Annotated in this window: 16 protein-coding genes; 8 read left to right on the forward strand and 8 right to left on the reverse strand. The window is 57.5% G+C overall.

What is annotated here, in order from left to right; translation table 11 throughout:
- The first annotated feature begins 12 nt into the window (after positions 1–12).
- Together SIAM614_RS33480 and SIAM614_RS33485 are read left to right on the forward strand one after the other, a co-directional pair.
- Entirely contained in the window at positions 13–381 is a 369-nt protein-coding gene (locus tag SIAM614_RS33480) for a hypothetical protein (protein ID WP_198137421.1), read from the forward strand.
- Positions 327–1,292, forward strand: coding sequence for a hypothetical protein (locus tag SIAM614_RS33485; protein WP_198137422.1), 966 nt, complete (start codon positions 327–329; stop codon positions 1,290–1,292). Before SIAM614_RS33480 ends, SIAM614_RS33485 begins: the two co-directional genes overlap by 55 nt.
- 957 nt (positions 1,293–2,249) lie before the next feature.
- Here the strand turns inward: SIAM614_RS33485 and SIAM614_RS28240 are convergent.
- The 4 genes from SIAM614_RS28240 to SIAM614_RS28255 all read right to left on the reverse strand — a co-directional run bounded on the left by SIAM614_RS28240 (position 2,250) and on the right by SIAM614_RS28255 (position 6,521).
- Positions 2,250–3,362 (reverse strand): IS110 family RNA-guided transposase, encoded by a 1,113-nt coding sequence (locus tag SIAM614_RS28240; protein WP_006931135.1) that lies wholly within the window; start codon positions 3,360–3,362, stop codon positions 2,250–2,252.
- 271 nt (positions 3,363–3,633) lie between these two features.
- Positions 3,634–4,692, reverse strand: a complete 1,059-nt coding sequence (locus SIAM614_RS28245; RefSeq protein WP_006937346.1) for an IS110 family RNA-guided transposase — start codon at positions 4,690–4,692, stop codon at positions 3,634–3,636.
- Positions 4,693–4,917: 225 nt separating this feature from the next.
- On the reverse strand, positions 4,918–5,484 hold the full coding sequence (locus SIAM614_RS28250) for a super-infection exclusion protein B (protein ID WP_006939932.1): 567 nt from the start codon (positions 5,482–5,484) through the stop codon (positions 4,918–4,920).
- Entirely contained in the window at positions 5,484–6,521 is a 1,038-nt protein-coding gene (locus SIAM614_RS28255) for a DUF4365 domain-containing protein (RefSeq protein ID WP_006939935.1), read from the reverse strand. The genes SIAM614_RS28250 and SIAM614_RS28255 overlap by 1 nt, the downstream gene beginning before the upstream one ends.
- A gap of 760 nt (positions 6,522–7,281) precedes the next feature.
- On the opposite strand from SIAM614_RS28255, the gene SIAM614_RS28260 reads away from it, so the two are divergent.
- The 5 genes from SIAM614_RS28260 (at position 7,282) to SIAM614_RS28270 (ending at position 10,765) form a co-directional block, all read left to right on the forward strand.
- Positions 7,282–8,478, forward strand: coding sequence for a mandelate racemase/muconate lactonizing enzyme family protein (locus SIAM614_RS28260; RefSeq protein ID WP_006939937.1), 1,197 nt, complete (start codon positions 7,282–7,284; stop codon positions 8,476–8,478).
- A 349-nt stretch (positions 8,479–8,827) separates the two neighbouring features.
- Positions 8,828–9,094: a hypothetical protein gene (locus SIAM614_RS30960; protein WP_006939938.1), complete on the forward strand. Its 267-nt coding sequence runs from the start codon at positions 8,828–8,830 to the stop codon at positions 9,092–9,094.
- A 21-nt stretch (positions 9,095–9,115) separates the two neighbouring features.
- Positions 9,116–9,787, forward strand: a complete 672-nt coding sequence (locus SIAM614_RS30965) for a phospholipase D-like domain-containing protein (RefSeq protein ID WP_081455379.1) — start codon at positions 9,116–9,118, stop codon at positions 9,785–9,787.
- Positions 9,787–10,353: a phospholipase D-like domain-containing protein gene (locus SIAM614_RS30970; protein ID WP_006939942.1), complete on the forward strand. Its 567-nt coding sequence runs from the start codon at positions 9,787–9,789 to the stop codon at positions 10,351–10,353. Before SIAM614_RS30965 ends, SIAM614_RS30970 begins: the two co-directional genes overlap by 1 nt.
- A 178-nt stretch (positions 10,354–10,531) precedes the next feature.
- A complete protein-coding gene (locus tag SIAM614_RS28270; protein WP_006939944.1) occupies positions 10,532–10,765 on the forward strand; it encodes a hypothetical protein in 234 nt (77 codons plus the stop codon).
- Between the two features lie 84 nt (positions 10,766–10,849).
- Here the strand turns inward: SIAM614_RS28270 and SIAM614_RS28275 are convergent, their stop codons facing one another.
- Positions 10,850–11,404, reverse strand: coding sequence for an ABZJ_00895 family protein (locus SIAM614_RS28275; protein ID WP_324294010.1), 555 nt, complete (start codon positions 11,402–11,404; stop codon positions 10,850–10,852).
- Positions 11,405–11,662: 258 nt separating this feature from the next.
- On the opposite strand from SIAM614_RS28275, the gene galE reads away from it, so the two are divergent.
- Positions 11,663–12,691, forward strand: a complete 1,029-nt coding sequence (gene galE / locus SIAM614_RS28280; RefSeq protein ID WP_006939948.1) for a UDP-glucose 4-epimerase GalE — start codon at positions 11,663–11,665, stop codon at positions 12,689–12,691.
- A 75-nt stretch (positions 12,692–12,766) separates the two neighbouring features.
- Here the strand turns inward: galE and SIAM614_RS28285 are convergent, their stop codons facing one another.
- From SIAM614_RS28285 to SIAM614_RS28295, 3 genes are read right to left on the reverse strand one after another with little or no spacing between them, the layout of a single operon-like run.
- Positions 12,767–13,576: a glycoside hydrolase family 16 protein gene (locus tag SIAM614_RS28285; protein WP_006939951.1), complete on the reverse strand. Its 810-nt coding sequence runs from the start codon at positions 13,574–13,576 to the stop codon at positions 12,767–12,769.
- Between the two features lie 15 nt (positions 13,577–13,591).
- Complete coding sequence (locus tag SIAM614_RS28290; protein ID WP_006939954.1) at positions 13,592–14,935, reverse strand: polysaccharide pyruvyl transferase family protein; 1,344 nt, start codon at positions 14,933–14,935, stop codon at positions 13,592–13,594.
- A gap of 41 nt (positions 14,936–14,976) precedes the next feature.
- A complete protein-coding gene (locus tag SIAM614_RS28295) occupies positions 14,977–17,778 on the reverse strand; it encodes a glycosyltransferase (RefSeq protein ID WP_157140143.1) in 2,802 nt (933 codons plus the stop codon).
- Positions 17,779–17,782: the final 4 nt, after the last annotated feature.

The raw sequence follows: 17,782 nt of genomic DNA on the forward strand, positions 1-17,782 counted from the left end.
TTGAACGATGAAATGGAGGAGATCCTCCGCTTCAAGACATCAACTTTTGCGGCATTCGGCCAACAACGCAATGGTGTTTGGGGGGCCGAGACCGCCTCTCAGAAAGTCGAACACTTCGGCTTATGGTTCGGCGCTTTCACCGCCCCCTCTGAAGGTGAAGTCCAAGGCTTTGGTGCAAAACCTGAAACTCTGACCTTCGCAATGATGGTCTTCCCTCAAGTTTGGGATTGGTACTTGCAATGGCGAGAGCGCCGCCGCGGCTTCTATACCCGCTGGGAGATCGATATGCTGGTAATTGCTGCCGCGCTGTGCCGAGAGGAGACTGGATGGTTGCGTCAGTCACCAAAAATAGCTGCCAACCTTCAGAAATCGAAGGTTTGATCTCTCAACAGGATATCATAGCGGCACAAGACGATTGGCCAGGCTTCTGCGACACAATGTTTAAGCACGCGCTTCGCCGCAAAAAGGAGATTGAACGCGTCGCGAAAATCCATCGGGATCCATTTGAGCCGATCATGCCTGTCCTAGAAGCCGCGAGCCCAGTTGGCGAATATCGCAAGATTACCGAGGAAATCTTGCTCCGCATGCCTGATGAAAAGCGTCAACCGCGCGCAGCAGCCGAGGCAACCCGTTCATTTCTGCTTCTTCGTATCGGCCTCCATACGGGATTGCGCCAGAAGAACCTGCGAGAACTGCTTCTCTGCCGACCTGGCGACTTGCCGACACCAGAACGGAAATTGGAAGACCTGAAGCGAGGCGAACTGCGCTGGAGCACTCGCGAAAAAGGTTGGGAGATTCTCATCCCATCGGTTGCCTTCAAGAACGCAAACTCTTCCTTTTTTGGGTCGAAACCTTTCCGCTTGATCCTGCCTGATCTGGGAAGACTCTACGAGCTCATTGATGCCTGGATCGATCGACACAGATGTCGTCTAATTGGCCCTGCAGCAGATCCGGGTACATTCTTCGTCAAGACGGCCAAGATAACCAGCACCAATGCCGCCTATTCACAGACCACCTTCTTCGAGGCTTGGCGAGCCGCAATTCCGCGGTACGGGATATATAACCCATGGACAGGACGTGGTGCCATTGAGGGCTTGCTGCCGCACGGTCCACATAACGTACGAGACGTATTGGCGACGCATATCCTCAAGCAGACTGGATCATATGAGCAAGCCAGTTATGCCATCCAGGACACTCCGGATATGGTGGCCAAACACTACGGACGATTTCTGCCACAGGACAAGGCTGAGATCGCAGCTAGAATTCTCAACCAGGTCTGGGAGGCTGCGTAACAGCGTGCGCTCTCAGATTGTCCAAGTGACCTCAACCGACAACCCGTTTGCCTGCTCAAAACGGCGGATGGAGAGGAAGCTTTGAAGAGCTTCTCTCATGCCTTGAAAACCGAATTTAAAGGGCAAACGTATAGGGTTTCATAGTTCCTACCTCAAAGTGCATATTTCTGGCTCAAAAAACCAGATAACCGCAGAAAATCGAGAATGTTGTCAAGGTCGGAAGCGGTTTCCGAAAAATGGATTCTGTTCCGACCTTGATCTTGCACGACAATTGTTTTTGTTGCGTTTTTTCGTTTGGCTCAATTTGCAAATTCAAATCGCGCTTGGTCTCGCGCCAAGTGAACTTGCGCGATCAATTAATATGAAAATCCTGAACGCCGCGGAATACCGCCAGTTATCGGCTATTCTCACCTAATCCCAGCTCACCCTTTGGGCCAGACGTTCTTGCGCGTTACAGCAGCCAAAAGTTTGGTTTCAGCACCCGCCGAATTGATCACGACCAATTTTTGCACCAGACACCACAATCGTCCTGGTTGGGGCTGGGAGGGGACAGTCTGCTCGTAAAGGTCGATCCGAGCGAAGCAATCATTCAACTGTATCGGCCCCGCTGGCGCTTCCGGCCCTGATGTATGTACCGGCTGCTGTTCGCAAATGATTTATATGAGGCCGTTTCTGTCAATAGGGTTGCAAAGCACCATCACCCGCAGAGCGCGAGTGCTAATACGTTATAGTTCGGACGGTTCGATCGTTGCGCGACGGTCATGCGGATATGCCCGCATCAACTTATATCCGGTAGCTCCATGACGGCTGACCACAATCTTGCATTCACGCGGACGGATCGGGGACGGGTTCACACTTTTTGCCGGCGCTCCGAGGGTGCGCCAATCGTTGACACGACGCCCGTCATCCCGCCCTCAGACCTCTGGCCGGAGGTCTGAAGCTCTTTCGTTCTTCAGTTTATGCCATGGTTGGTGACAGTCGTGCCCTCTCTGGCAGAACGCCTGTTTCCACGTAGCGCCACAGCACAATGGCAAGCTTGCGGGCCAGTGCGATCAGCATAATCCGGCGCATGCGGCCGCCCTGGCCTTGTGTTCGAGTCAGATACCAGCGCGAAAGGGGACTGTCTGGCTGATATTTGATCCAGAGCCAGGCGATCTCAATCAGAATGCGCCGTGCCCACGCGTTGCCAGCCTTGGAAATGCCTTGGCATTTGGTCACAGTTCCGCTGTCGTATGCGCTCGGTGTCAGGCCAAGATACGACGCCAAATGGCGGCGCGATGCGAACGTTCGTGCAAAGACTTCGCGGGCAAGAATGGCGGAGGCTGTTCCGCCGATACCATGAAGCTGCTCAAGATCCAGTCGCTTCTGTTCGACTGCTGGGGACTGCGCATCGGCTGTGTCGCGCTCCTTCTCGACCTCACGCAGTTGATCTTCGACCATGATCAGGCGGGCATATTCGCGCTTTAATTCCGCGAGAAGACGTCGTGGGAGCCTGTGTCCCTCCGCTGTCTGGAGTTGGGTGAAGTCAATGCGGTTTCGGCGCTGCCTTGGTTCAACGTCACGAATGCCCTGGGCAAAGAGCAGCCCCTTGATCCGGTTGACGTGGGCTGTGCGCTCATGGATGAGCCTGTCCCGCTCGCGATGTGACCTGCGTGCGTCTTCTTCTTCGACGCTCAATATGCGCACTTGCGCGCAGACATGACGTTCCCCGCGATCAAGTGCTGCCAGCGCCCTGAGCATCGCCAAAGCATCGATACGATCCGTCTTGACCCGTCGCGCCCGGCGATTGACCTGCAGGCTTGCTGGATCGAGCACGCGAACATCAAAGCCTTGGGCGATCAGAAAGCGGGCAAGCCAGAAACCGTCATGCCCGGCCTCAAAGCAAATGATCATACGCCCACTGCTGTGTGTAGCGGCCAGTCGTCGAAGAAGCCCCTTCGTGTCACCACCAGAAAGTCGATGTATCGACGGCTTGTCGCGGTCCGGATGGGCGATGCCGACGATCCAGCTGCGCTTGCTGAGCTCAATCGCTACGTAGGCCGTCGAGTTTGCGTCGTGATACTGATCCATAGTGTGCCTCCCGTATCAAATTAACGCGGTCAGCCTATCCGAGAGCCAGAGCCGCTCTCATAGGATCTTTTTAGCATGTTCTCGGAAGTCGCTCATATGTATCCGGCCTATTGATCGACACGCGGGTCGTGGCCTTGTTGGGGTTACGCACGCGCCTTGATCTAATTAGCGGCAAGGTCCAAGTTGACCGAAAGGGCCGTCAGACTCTGGGGGCGTAATTATTCCGTTCCATGCTTTCTATCTATCGCGAACTCCTTTGGGCCGATCCGGCCTAAACGCCGATGGCGACCTCGTCTCTTGGCGCATCAAACGCCGATTTGTGTCTCAGGATGCTCCAAGCCATTCTGGCCAGCTTATTCGCCAGAGCGACCGCGAGCTTGTTTCGGTTCATCCTCTCCGCCGCTTTGGTCAACCACCCGCCGAAACTGAAATCCGGCCACCTGTTTGTTCTCATCAGAATGACCTTGGCGGCTTGGACGAAGAGCATTCGAAGGTATCGGCTGCCTCGTTTGGTGATACGTCCGAGGACCGTTCGCCCACCGGTACTGTATTGACGAGGCACTAGCCCAACCCAGGCCGCAAAGTCGCGACCTCGCTCAAATGCTTCACCTGTGCCGACAGCTGCAACCATAGCCGTCGAGATCATTGGGCCAATGCCGGGGATGGTCATGACGTTGACGCAGTTCTCTTCGGTTCGGCTGATTTGTTCGATCTCCTTCGAAACCGTGTCGATCCGCTCGTCCAGCCATAGCCAATCGCCATAGAGCCCGATTAAAATCGTGCGCATGCGCGGTGAAATCTCGTCCTCGCGTTCCTTCAGGATCGCTTCGAAGGAGTTTTTCAGGGCGCGCAAACCCTTGCGCACCGTGATGCCCTGCTCGATCAAAAAGGCGCGGATCTGGTTGATCGTTGCCGTCCGGCGCGACACCAGACGCGAACGAACGCGATGGAGCGCCTGCAAGTCGAGCTGCTCCTGACTCTTCTCAGGAACGACGGTCAAGTTGGGACGCAATGCTGCTTCGGCAATCGCTTCCGCATCGTTGTAATCGTTCTTCTGCCCTTTGATGAAAGGCTTCACGTAGATCGCAGGAATGATCCGAGGTTCGAAGCCCATCTTACGCAGAGACCGGCTCACGAAATGGGCGCTCAGGCACGCCTCCATCCCGACGATACATCGCGGCAGCTTCTCGAATACCGCAATTAACGCCAGGCGTTTGATCTGCCTTCGCAAAACAAGCTGCCCGTCCGTATCGAAACCAACGACGTGAAACGTGTCTTTGCCAATATCGATGCCAATCGACATCAGCTCATCAAAGTCTGTCTTCGCCATGCTACTTCTCCATCATGCAGAAATAGGCCAAGCCTAACCTGCTGGGTGAAGCAGCCGGTACATCCCATTAGCTGCCATCCAAAACCATCAAAAACGCTGCGGCGCAGATTACCCAAAGCGAACCTCCAAATGCGGGCGCTGACAAAGCCCTATTGAACCCGTGCGTCCTTGGCGGGCCCTTCACAATTTACATTGTTTCGAGGCTGATGTTGTTGACATAAGTCTTCAACTCGAAGGGTCCGTAGCTGCTTGGACGATGTTCCGCACTTCGTCTTCAAAGCGAACAGAATTCTTGAAGTCGTCAGGCATCCGGTCATAGCCTCGTTCGGACACTATCTTGAAAACGTCGTCTGGCATCGCATGGTGAAGCTGGTTCGCTGATTGTAGCCCCGAGACAAGGTGTAGGCATCCTTTCTGCCGTAAAGATAGCATCAGGTGATTGCTGAACGATCCCTTGATTGTTTTCGTGCCGGAGCGCGTCATTGCCCACAGCACGCACAACTCTTGAAGGTTCAGGGACAGGAAGGTTTCTTCGACCCGCTTTTTACGTTTCCGTGCGTAGTACAGACGTAGGGCCAGCCGCCATCCCTTTGATAACAATTCAACGACCAGGATGGCCGCGGACAGGAAGAGTATGATGACAAAGAAACTCTCATACTCGGTTGTGAAGGCTGGGCGGGTCAACCCAAGCCGATCAAACGGAGCAAAGAGCAAGGCGGCGCTAAATATGAAGACCGCAAGAGCGGCCTTCGGGGATTTCAAAGGTGCAAGGAGAGCGGAAAGATCGGGCACTAATTTTCCGCTCCTACTTTTTCCACACTGTCGGCAATTGGAATGGCGCCTTGCGAACTCTGCGGGACCGGATTGGGGCGCAAGATTCGCGCAATCTCGGCGACTCTACCGAAACGCGGGAACATCGACATTTCTACGATTTCAATGAAAGCCTCTTGTGCCACTCGACTTCGGCTTTCCAGCAGGAGGCCCTGCTCGACCAAATCATCCTCTCTCCTTGAAATTAGGTCCTTCAAAGCGGTGCCACGCCGCGAAAGTGGTACGATAAACTCTGGCACCATTTCCCGAAGCTCAAGGTCAATAAGCAAGTCAGAATAGTTGGCGTGAACCAAGTTCTGACTGACGAGGAAGCGGATATACGATTCGAGAAAATCGTATTCCGAATGCCCCAATCCTACGCCAAACTCGGACTCTGCTGCTGCAAGTTTATGCTCGGCAATCTTCAAGGCGAGGTCCATACCAAAGTAAAGGCTCCGGCATATGTTCGTCATGCCGAGGCAGAAAAGATCAAAAAACGATAAATCGAAACCTGCGTTCCGGGTTGACTGGGTCAGCATGTATTCGAGCAAAGCGGAGATGTCTTTAACATACTCCGTCTGGGTCAAACCGGCATTCTTGAAGAGATCGTCCACTTGGGCAGTCATGAAGTTGTTTGACTTTGGTATGACGATCTTGTTCCCAAGGGCTTTGCCTGTTCGAAACTCCTGACGAGCATCCGTCCAGAACGTTTCCTTGCGATCAGGATGGTGAAGGATGAGGAGCACGGGCACGGGATAGTGTTCCCAATACTTCTGATGTTTCTCGTTTGCGGTGTAGGACACGGTGTAGTCAGTTTCGCCAAGGAAATACGACTGTCCTGATTTGACTTGAACACCAACCATCATGCCGGTCGGTTCGCTGTTCTCGTCGAGGAACTCGATGTGCCCGTCGATACCAAAATCTCCGGTCGAAGTTTCTCGCCAGATCAGTTCAAGGTCGGCCAACTTAGCCTGAACAGCGGCGATGCCCTTTCGTTCGGTCGAGTAATTCCCTGGCATGGTTCATGTGTCCAGTGTTTGCTGGCCTTTCACAATGATCACCGTTTCGAGGGTGTAGGTGATGGTGCGGCGCAGGAGGTCGAAAGTGTAGGATCTGCCCAGTTTTGCAGCCGTGATTCTACTAAGGTTTTGGGTAGCATTACACACTGCCAAATTGGATGTGATAGCATTCATCGAAATTCACTTTTTACTTACATCACACGAGCTTACGCTGAAAGGAAATTGATTGGAATAGCTCTGGCTGGGATGGGGCGGCCGATCTTTGAAGGTTAAGCATCGTGTTTTGTTATCGCAGCGAAGTTCTGCTTCCCGCTCACCCGTTGAACATGGGCAAAGAACACTCTGGTTGCTCTGAATGTCAGCTTCTGCAAAGGGCACCCTGCGATTTCGCGTCCGTAGAGAATGTCCGGAATCCACCCTTTCAGGGTATTCGATCAGTATGCAGCGAATGGCAGCTCTTCAGGCCGAGCTGAAATCCTGTGAACGTCCTACTTGGGGACGCAAAGCTGTCGAGCCCCTCCCGAGGCAACCCCGAGGCACGCTCTCTCACCTCGTTCCCGGAACGCCTGATTGGCTCGCCTCGCGAAAGCCGAAATGCTGCCTCTATAGTGACTGCCCCCACCATCCAATTGGACTCTGAAAATTGTCAAATTGGATATGTTGGCCAGACCAATTCCTTTCTAGCGTTCACGCAACAGCCGACTGTTCTCCTGATGCTCCTGGATCCTTCAGGCAGCGCCCCCTTTTCAATGGACCGAACATGCAAGTGCTTGACCGCGTTGAACTCTACCTTGTGAAAACACCCCTGCCCGCACCACATGCGCCCTCGTGGATACCTGGAACGATCCGGACCCATGTCTCCATGTGCATCGTCCGGTTCATCACCGATGACGGTGTTGAAGGATGGAGCGGGTTTCCGGCCGCGGGGCGCGAGCGCGCCGGGCTGGGGGACCTCTTGGCGGGTCTGTTTCTCGGCCAGGAAGCAGGCGATATCGATAAGCTTTCCGAGCGCATCCAGATCATGGCGGCGGGCGGCAATTTCAACTGGTGGCTTGAGCCTGCCTTCTGGGACATCAAGGCCAAGAGTGCGGGCCTGCCGCTTTACAAGTTGCTTGGCGGAACGGATGACCGCATCAGGCTTTATGCCTCATCCGGCGAGCTTCGGGACCCGGGCGCGCGGCGCGAGGAAGCCGAAGCCCGGCTTGCCGAAGGGTTCGACACGATGAAAATTCGTGTCCATGACTTCGATGAGGCCGTTGATATCGACCATATTTCCGATATCGCCCGTCATATGCAGGGACGGATGAGGATTTCGGTCGACTGCAATCAGGCCTTCCGCCTGACCCAGAACGGCGATGCGCCGCTCTGGTCGCTGGACAGGGCCAAACGCTTTGTCGATGCCGCCGCGGATGTCGGCCTTGCCTGGGTGGAAGAACCGCTGTTTGGCGAATGGCACGAGGAAATCGCCAGACTGACCACCTATTCGCGCGTTCCTGTCGCCGGTGGCGAACTTCATGTCATGGGCTACAGGGAACTGGCGCGGATGATGAAGATGGGGTGCTACAATATCTTCCAGCCCGATGCCATGTGGGCCGGCGGGATTACCCAGTGCCTCAAGGTGGCCGCGCTGTGCTGGCAAGAAGGTATCAGGTTCACGCCGCATTGCTGGTCGAACGGCTTCGGTTTCATCGCAAATGCGCATGTCTTTGCCGCCAGCGGCTTTGCCGGTGAGGAGCTGTTTGAATATCCGCTCTCACCGCCGGGCTGGACACCGGAAGGCCGCGACCAGATCTTCTCAGAGCCATTCCTGCACGAAAACGGCTGGTTCGCCATGCCGCAGACACCTGGCCTCGGCTTCGAGATCAATCAGGAAACCCTCGAGAAACACGGGCAGTGCTTCTTCAGGGCCAGCCGCAACTCAACGCACTGGATGCCTGAAGCACTGCCTGCTCCTTAAAGGTCTCCCCCACGTCTGGCGTGCGCCGTTCACGCGATCTTCGCCCCGAAGGCACAGGACAGGTTTCTGCCATCCCGGTGTTGGAAACCTCCTGCGCCGAAGCTTCAAGCCGAACCGTGCGTCTTTGCATGTCATGTCCTGAGGCGCTCATGAAAAAGAAGCACCGCACGGCAGGTGCTGGAGCGCGCCTGTCAATCTGCACAATGGACCGGCGTGCAGGCATGAAGTAACAATTCTGGGTAGAGTTTGCCGATAGCCCCGGTCCTTGCCTCAGTCACCAAGGTCGATCCTTGACGCCGGGCGGGAACGCGGGGCCCCTTGGCAACCTGTGCCTGTCATGCGGGGAACGATGCGAAGCTGGGCCTGCCTTCGCTGTCTTGCAACGCTGCTTCTGGCAGCCTGTTCGACGTTGAACACGGACTATCCGCGCGTCGAGACGACCGCCTTTACGGCCTATCGCAGCACCTATCTGGGCCGCCTTTTCCGGACAGCCGAAAAAAGTCATCCGGGCAAATCCGATGTCTCGCTTGTCACGACAGGGCGCAACGCGTTCGCCATCAGGGTAGCGATGACAGAGCTCGCCGAGCACAGCCTCGATCTGCAATACTACATCTGAGACGCGGACCAGAGCGGACGCATCCTCACGCAGGCCCCGTTACGCAGCGCGGATCGCGGTGCGCGCGTGCGCCTTCTCATTGACGATATCAACGTCAACGGACGCGATGAAAACCTCGCAAGTCTGGATGCCCATCCGAACATCGAGATCCGGTTGTTCAACCCCTTCGTGAACCGGTCCTCACGGGTCTTCAATCTGATCGGTGACTTCGACCGCCTGAACCACCGCATGCACAACAAGCTGATGATCGCCGACAACGCGGTTGCGCTTCTCGGCGGGCGCAATATCGGCGACCACTATTTCGAAGTCTCCGAGGACTCCAACTATCGCGACCTGGACATCGCGGCGGTCGGCCCGGTGGTGCGGGATGCCTCGAGCGTCTTCGACTATTTCTGGAACAAGGACTGGTCGGTGCCTGTCGGGGCCAGCGTCGACCGGACCTTTGGCGAAACCGACCTGGAAGTGGCCCGGGTGAAACTGGAAGAGACCATCGATACCGAAGGATATCCCTATCCTTTCCGCCAGAGGGTCACTGCCGTCCGCCAGTCGATGTCGGCGCTCACAAGGCAACTGGTCTGGGCACCGGCCTTTGTCGTCTGGGACGATCCGGCCGATTTCATCGCGGGAAAAGCGGCGGCAAGATCCTCAAGGCACTTGCCGGCAAGGTGGACGGGCTTAAACGCGAACTCCTGATGGAAAACGCCTATTTCGTTCCGACACAGGCAGGTGCGGACAAGCTGAAGGAGCTCACGGCGCGCGGCGTGAAGGTCCGTGTTCTCACCAACTCGCGCAGCTCAAACGACGTGATCGCCGTTCACGCCGGCTATTCGAAATACCGCGTGGAACGTCTGGAAGCCGGTGTCGAGTTGCACGAAGTCAGGGCGGATTCCGCCAGGGTCCAGCAAACGCTCTTTTCAACGGACTCGAAGGCCGGACTGCATACCAAGGCCGCGGTGTTTGACGGCGCGGCGATTTTCGTCGGCAGTTTCAATCTGGATCCGCGGTCTGCCAACCTCAACCCGGAAATCGGCCTCTACGTGGAAAGCCCCGAACTTGCCCGCCGGCTGACAGCCTTCCTGAACGAAGGCGTTTCGCTCAAAAACAGCTACGGGCTCGAACTGGACGACAACGGCAGTATCCTCTGGAAGAGCGAAGAGAATGGCGAGATCGTGACCTTCACTTCGGATCCGGGATCGACATTGGGTCAGCGCTTTACCACCGGCATCATCGCAACACTCCCTGTCGAAGGGCAGTTGTGACCGGTCTTGCCGGGGTGTTGAGTTCCCTGCCTGTGCTCGATGCTGCGCCGGCACAGGCTGCAAACCGTGCACACGGCATATGGTGCATGCAAAGACATCCAGTCGGCACACGCTATTGACCTTGTGTTATTCCAAGGGATCGAATAAGCGCCAATCAAACAACATCGGGAATGCACCATTGAGCGAACTGACCGTAGCGGATGCAACAAACCGCGTTTATGAATCCCTTCAGGCGGACAATGAAGACATTGATCTGCACATCGCAGCCCTGAAGGCCGCGTTGAAACGTGAGGGTCTGAAAGAAGCTGTCTTTGATCCGAACAAGCTCGTCCAGAACAACCGGTCCGGCCGAAAGCTGCTGCAGGCCTATTTCCGCCAGCGCGGCGTGAAGGTCACATTCGCAGCTTCGTAATCCGAAGCTGCCCTGCCTCCCCGTTTGCCGAGTCTTATCCTGCTGGTGACAGAGCCGTGTGGCGTCTCCGGCCGGGTTCCGAAGTCACTCGAAAACGGTGCTGCTCTTTTCCAGTTTTTTGAGGTGAGCCTTCTCGGCGTGCCGAGCGCTGCTCCTGAACACGTAGCGCTTGGCAACCCAGGAGACCGCGAACATGAAGATCAACAACGGCACGATGATCATCATCAACGAGGAGAGCTGTAGGCCGGACTCGCTTTGCGACAACTGGCTCCAGAGAAACACCCCGCCAATGAACACGGAAATAACGGTTTCCACGAGCGTCATCTGAAAGGACGCCCTCCAGGCGAAACCGCTGTCCGGGGTGGCTTCATATCTCTTGAAGAACTGTCGCCCTGCGTCCGTCGCAGCTCCCATGACTGCAGCAATCTGGTTCACCGAACCACTCACAGTAATTCCGGTAAGAGTCTCCAGAAGAGCAGTTACGATCGCCAATGCGATCAACAATCCGGTGAATACGAGCCCAAATCTGACCAATCCAACTTTTTTCTGCACAACAGCCCCCAAGAGACACAAACATTTTCTGGCAGGCACAAAGGCAAGCGCACTGGCCCGACCGGTCGGGGCACGGCAAGCTCGCACGGAATGTCCTGCGACAACCAGCAGGCTTATAGAAGCTAAATCTTAAGTTGTAATTTCAAAGGTCGCTTGCATTGATGACAACGCCACGAACAAACGCTTCAAAACGCCCCTAAAATATGTTCATTTTGCCTCGATCTTGAGGCCTTATTTCAGCCCAACAAATACTGATGACTGAATGAAATCAAAGAACAATAATCATCTTATACTCAGGGCTGTATTTCCTTTTCGTTTTCACCGTCGAACCCGAAAGAGGTTTGGATGACTGTACTCATTACCGGCGGCGCCGGTTATATCGGCTCGCACTGCTGCGTGGCCTTTCTTCAGGCCGGGCATGACATCGTCGTGGTGGACAATCTGTCCAACGCGAGCCAGGTCAGTCTCGAGCGGGTAGCGGCCATCACCGGTGCGAAGGTGTCTCTGGAAACAGCCGATATCCGGGACCAGTCGCGGATGGAGGAGATCCTCAAGAAGTACCGCTGCACGGCGGTCGTGCATTTTGCCGGCCTGAAGGCGGTCGGCGAATCCACCAGGATCCCCCTCGCCTATTACGACAACAACGTCGTGGGCACCCACCGCCTGCTGTCGGCCATGGCCAATTGCGGCGTGAAGCAGATGATCTTCTCGTCCTCGGCGACCGTCTACGGCGACCCGCAATTCCTGCCTCTGACCGAGGATCACCCGACAAGCGCCGTCAACCCTTACGGCCGCACCAAGCTGATGATCGAGGAAATGCTGCGCGACGTTGCTGCCAGCGATCCCTCCTGGCGCTTCGGCATCCTGCGCTATTTCAACCCGGTCGGGGCGCATGAAAGCGGGCTGGTGGGCGAAGATCCGCAAGGCATCCCGAACAATCTCATGCCCTTCATCACCCAGGTTGCCGACGGCCGCCGGGAAGAGCTTTCCGTCTTCGGCAATGACTACGACACACCGGACGGAACCGGTATTCGCGACTATATCCACGTCATCGATCTGGTCGAAGGCCATCTGAGGGCCCATGAAGTGCTCGGATCAGGCGCCGCCCCGTCGAATTGCTTTGCGGTCAACCTTGGCACCGGCAACGGCTACAGCGTGCTGGAGATGGTCAAGGCGTTCGAGCGGGCCTCCAACAGACAGATCCGCTACTCCATCGCACCTCGCCGCGAAGGCGATGTGGCACAGTGTTACGCAAATACGGAATTTGCGGAAAAACTACTCAACTGGAAAGCAGAGCGCGGCCTTGAGGACATGTGCCGCGACACCTGGAACTGGGTCTGCAAAAATCCGCGCGGCTACGAAACCGTCGCCTGACCAAATCTGACGCCTTACAAGTTTGAGCCGGCAAGCACTCTTGCCGGCTCAATTCATGGCAGACGCCACCGGTTTCTAGGCTGAAGCGTTCTGGAACACTCTTACGGTGCGGACGCTGGTCGCAGCCCCTGCAACGTCGCCGTCATTCTTGCCGGCAAAGGGCGCGACGGCATTGCTGAGAAGCAGCAGCGCCGGTGTGTGAGCAAAATCGTTGGGTGCGTCGAAGACCTCCATGTCGTCGACGTAGAACCGAAACCCCTGCCGGGTCCAGAGCATCCCATAGCGATGAAAGGTGTCGTCCAGCCGAATATGCGCCCGGTAGCTGGCGGCCAACACCTTCTTTTCCGGGCGCCACCGGCGGGCTGAAACCTGAACGATGTTCGGATATTTGACCTCGGCCACATCCAGTTCGAAATGGGTGTCCCCCTCCGTCGCGCGGTCGGATATCAGCCAGAACGCGTTGTTGACACCGGCCTCGCGCGCAATGCGCATCTCGCATTCGAAATAGCCATAGGTCTGACGGAAGCTCCGGGTCCGCACGTAGCCGCCCGTGAAGGGTCGTTTCGGGTCGGCCTGATGGCCGAGCTTGAGGTCGAGTTCTCCGTCCCGCATCACCACGTTTTTCGGGTAGCGCATGGTCGGATGACCATCCCCACCGATCCGCATGCGCTCCCAGGTCTGCTGAAACCGGTTGAGGTCGTCGAAGTCATCCTGGAAGGTCAGCCGCCAGTCCCCTTCCATCCGCTGCAGGGGTGCAGGCAGATCGTTCGAGGTCAGCGCCAACAGGCGCCGGGGCGACGCAACAAGCGCCGCCCCCGCAAGTCCGCCAGCCGCCGCACCGGTCAGAAACCGGCGGCGGCTCAGAACAGGATTTTGTCGTGGCATGATCACGCGAACCGGTCAGCTCGCCAGTTTCGTACCGGCCTCCGGCGACGTTTTCTCACGCAGCTTCAGCTCCAGGTTCCACGCCCGGCTGCGCAGGGTTTCGATCTCACCGGTCATGAAATCGACCTCCCCCCGGAACCAGTCAGTCACTTCCTCGGTCGACTGGTCGATCTTAACGAGGTTCGGCTTGACCAGCGGCTGTTCAGGCGGCGAGGCCACCGGTTTTGCCAGCACATGGTTGAGGCCGTTTTCCGTCAGGAAACGATGATATTCGGCGTAATTCAGCCGGTAGACATGCTGAACCTTGGAGAAGTCGGCACTCTCGAAGATCTTTTCCAGATTGATCGGCATATAGTCTTCGATCTCGACGGACGGGATTGCGAACAACGTCGACAATTCGCGAATGCGGGAATCATAGGTGAAGAACACGGCAGGGATGCCCTGGTGCAGGCCGATGACGTTGCCGTGCAGGCGGAAGCCGACCAGAACGTCGACATTGTCCCGTGCATCTGCCGCCCATTCGTCGACGTCGAAGAATGCCTGCATCCGCTCGCTCATCAGCGCCTCGACATCCTTGTCGCCCTCCAGATTGTATTTCCCGAGGATCGACCGGATGTGCTTCTGCTTGGCCTCGCCGGTCTCGAAGATCGCCAGCGTTTCCTCGCGCTCGCCCTGCGAATAGAGACGATTGGCCGGACGCTTGGCGACGGCTTCGATAAGCGCACGCTGCATGCGGTTCGTCTTGGTCGCGTTGGACGCATAGTCGGCGGACAGATACTTGTTCAGCGTCAGGCCGACACGCGCATTCGCCGGGTCCAGCGGCTTGATCTCGATGGAGGGTCTGAGATTGCGATAGAAGCTGGGGCAGCCGATGATCCGGATGTTCTTTATGCCGATGTCGTTGAAGACCTCGGCGCTGTAGACACCGCGCACGCCGATTGTCTCGCATTTGTCGGCGATGATCTTCCATGCCTCGATGCTGCCCTTGGGCATTTCCAGCTTCTTGTACTTCGCCGCCTGGGCACCGACCCCCACCGGGACAATCGGCCCCTTGAGCTTCTTCAGGAGCGGAATGACATTGCCGATATCAACCGTTTCGGTGAGGTAGTTGGACCCGCGGATGACGGTGGCGTCGTAATCGCCGGTCGGCCACAGTTTCTCGTCGGCCGCATGGGCAAACTGCACGTTGGTGATCTGGTCGTAGGCCAGCGCCTTCAGCATGGCGTCATAGACGAGAACGTCGCCCGTGTTGATCCCGCCACGCGCAAAGGTCGACAGCGGATCGTCGATTTTCAGGAATGCCGACTTGTTGCCCGGCTTGACGGCAGCGCCGCCGTTGAGAACGAAGAGCTTCTTCATGTGAACTGCACCTTTCAAAAATGTGGGCTCAGGCCCTTCGATTACCGGACGGACGTCTGCCGTCCCCGTTGCTGAAAGAGCGGCGCCCCGTCAGCTTTTCCGCGCCTGCCCGGCGTTTCGGATGAACTGGAAATCTGCGCGACCGGCGCCTTGGTCCGGCGGATGCTTTGCAGACGGTCCGGGAACCAGTTGTGCAACTGTCTCAGGAACGGCTGCAGGCTCTTGTCCCAACTGCGCTCGGCACTGTGCTGCGCGGCATTTGCCGAAAGGGACCGAAGCAGCCTTTCCGACTTTGCCAATGTCTCCAGAGCAGTGATCAGGTCGTGGGTCACCACGCCGTCATCGGTGGAGCGCAGCAGCAACCCGTCGACCTTGTTCTCGATCAGCTCGCCCACGGCCCCGACATCGGTGGCAACCGGCACGCAGCCGAGACGTTGCGCCTCGATGATCGTGAGCGGAGCGCCTTCCCATCTTGATGGCAGCACGAAGGCATCCGCCCAGGCCAGCAAGCGGCTGAGCCGGCGGCTGTCATAGATCGGCGGATCGACCCGGATACCGAGTTCGGCGAACCGCTCCTTCCAGGAGCCGCCTGCCCCGGTGTCCATGACGTCCGATCCGACGATGCGCCAGTCGATGTCGACACCCTTGCGTTTCAGGGCGCGCGCTGCGGCAAAGATCCGCTCAATGCCTTTCTGCCTGTCCAGCCGGCCCAGGAACACCGCCCGCAAGCGGCCATCGCGGTCCTGCTGGCGGTTATTCGCCAGGCGTTTGACCTCTTCCGCGGCCATCGGGTAACCGGCGGCATTCGGGATGTGAAGCAGCTTGGCAACCGGCACGCCCATGCCGTGCAGCCATTCGGCCATATCCCGCGAGCAGGTCAGCACGCTGTCGTAGATGTGCTCATAGGCGAGCGTCAGATAAGGGTGACCTGCCGGACGGCCGAGTTCTGAACTGTCCAGCACATGCACATAGTTGACGACCTTGACCCCGCGCCGACGCAGCTCACCGAAAATGGCGTTGGCCGGGGCAAGCTGGTTGTTGATCACCACGTCGAGACCGGACAGGAACCCGAGAACCTCTTCGGCCCGCGCGTTTTCGTCATGCCCCATCAGCAACTCATGGCCCGAGAACATGTTGGGACCACCCCACAAAGGATAGTCGTCGGCCAGAAAGTTGATGGTGTCGAACACCCCGTCGTTGTCGGCAATGTGGTTGTAGACAGGCTTGCCGAACACATAGAGATGGACTTCGCAGCCGGCCTTTTTCAGAACCCGTGCGGCCGCATAGGCAACCTTCTCAACCCCGCCGAACGTCGCGATCGGCAACAGCAGACCGACCCTGAGCGGCGCCCCCTCCCGGCCGAGACGCGGCATGACCGGCGATGCCCCCGCACTGTGGCGCAGCAGCTCGAAATACTTGCTGCGGTCCGGGAAATAGGCCGACCGCCAGATCCAGCGTTTACCGGGTCCATGCCGGTAACCGGATTCGCGCAAGGCCCCCAGCGTCGCCAGCAGGCTGTTAGTGGCGGACAGGGCCGTGCCCTGAATGTCTTCCGCCGAGAACGGCCCGCGCACGACGACTTCGGCAATCTTGGGTGCCGGGTTGGCGCCGCGCAAAGTCCGGATCCAGTCGTCGGACTTGTCCTCGACGCATTGCTTCATGATGTCGAGGGAGCACATCCATCCAAGCGGCTTCTTGGCAAGTTCCTTGCCTTCGCCCAGTTTATTCACCTCGATCGCGAGCCGGTCCTTGTCGCTTTCGAACCGGAGCGCGACAAAGTGATGGGACGCCGACAGGCGCTCGGTCAGCCACAAAACGTTGTGCAGCAGACCGCAGCTTTTCAGTGCATCCCTGTGTGCAGGCGACATCCACAGCCAGAACGGCGGCACGCCATAGGTTTCCGGTTCGGCTTGCGCTGCCCAGAAGGTCTTCACGAACTCTTCGATGCTGCGTTTCTTGTGCGCAACCGCCGGGTCCGTGAAGAGGTCGACCAGATAGGTGTCCGCTCCGAAAGCGACGAACCGCGGCGCTTCCTCGTGCTCCCAGCCAAGCAGCGTCTCGGTGGAGAACAGCTTCTTGTGCTTGTCCTTGATGTAGCCAAGGATGCTGTCCCGGGTGCGGTTGGAATCCCGCAACATGCTTTCGGCGCGCTGGCGGTACTCGAAGCCGAAGAAGGGATAGTTCGATCCCTTGAAGCCATGAGAGATCGCCTGCAGCCAGAAATCCCAATCCTCGAAGCCGGACTTCATGCTCTCGTCGAAACGAACCCCGGCGTCGAGGAGGGATCTGGAGACCAGGCTGCCGGCCTCGCAGATATTGTCGAAAGTCACGTGCAGAAGGCGCGAATAGTCCGCCGTGTAGTTGCCGTTCCATTCGATCCCGAACTTGTCGATATTGGGATAGACCCAATCCACGCCGTCGCTGGACCGCATGAAGTCCAGCAGCACCCGGATCGCCGACGGTGTGATCCGGTTGTCGGCATCCAGGAAGTAGACCGCCTCCAGATCGGAGAAGCTGCGCAGGGCAAAGTCGATGCCGTAGTTGCGCGCCGAACTCAGCCCGCCGTTGGCTTTCCTGAGGTAATAGACATTGTCATAGGCAAGCGCATAGGCACGGCCGGTCTGCGCCGTCTCGGGAAAGGGGCAGCCGTCGTCAACGATGACAACCGCGATATTGAACGGGGCCTGCTGGGCCAGCGCCGCATCAATGGCCTCGGTCAGAAGGACCGAGTGCTTGTAGACCGGAATGACGATGGCAACCGTGGCCGATGGCATGCCGGAACCGCCGAACTGTGCGTAGCGCACATTCGGCAGGCCCGGTCTTGAGCCAGTGTGCTGGAGCATGCCC

It is taken from the genome of Roseibium aggregatum IAM 12614 (assembly GCF_000168975.1).
Lineage (GTDB): Bacteria > Pseudomonadota > Alphaproteobacteria > Rhizobiales > Stappiaceae > Roseibium > Roseibium aggregatum.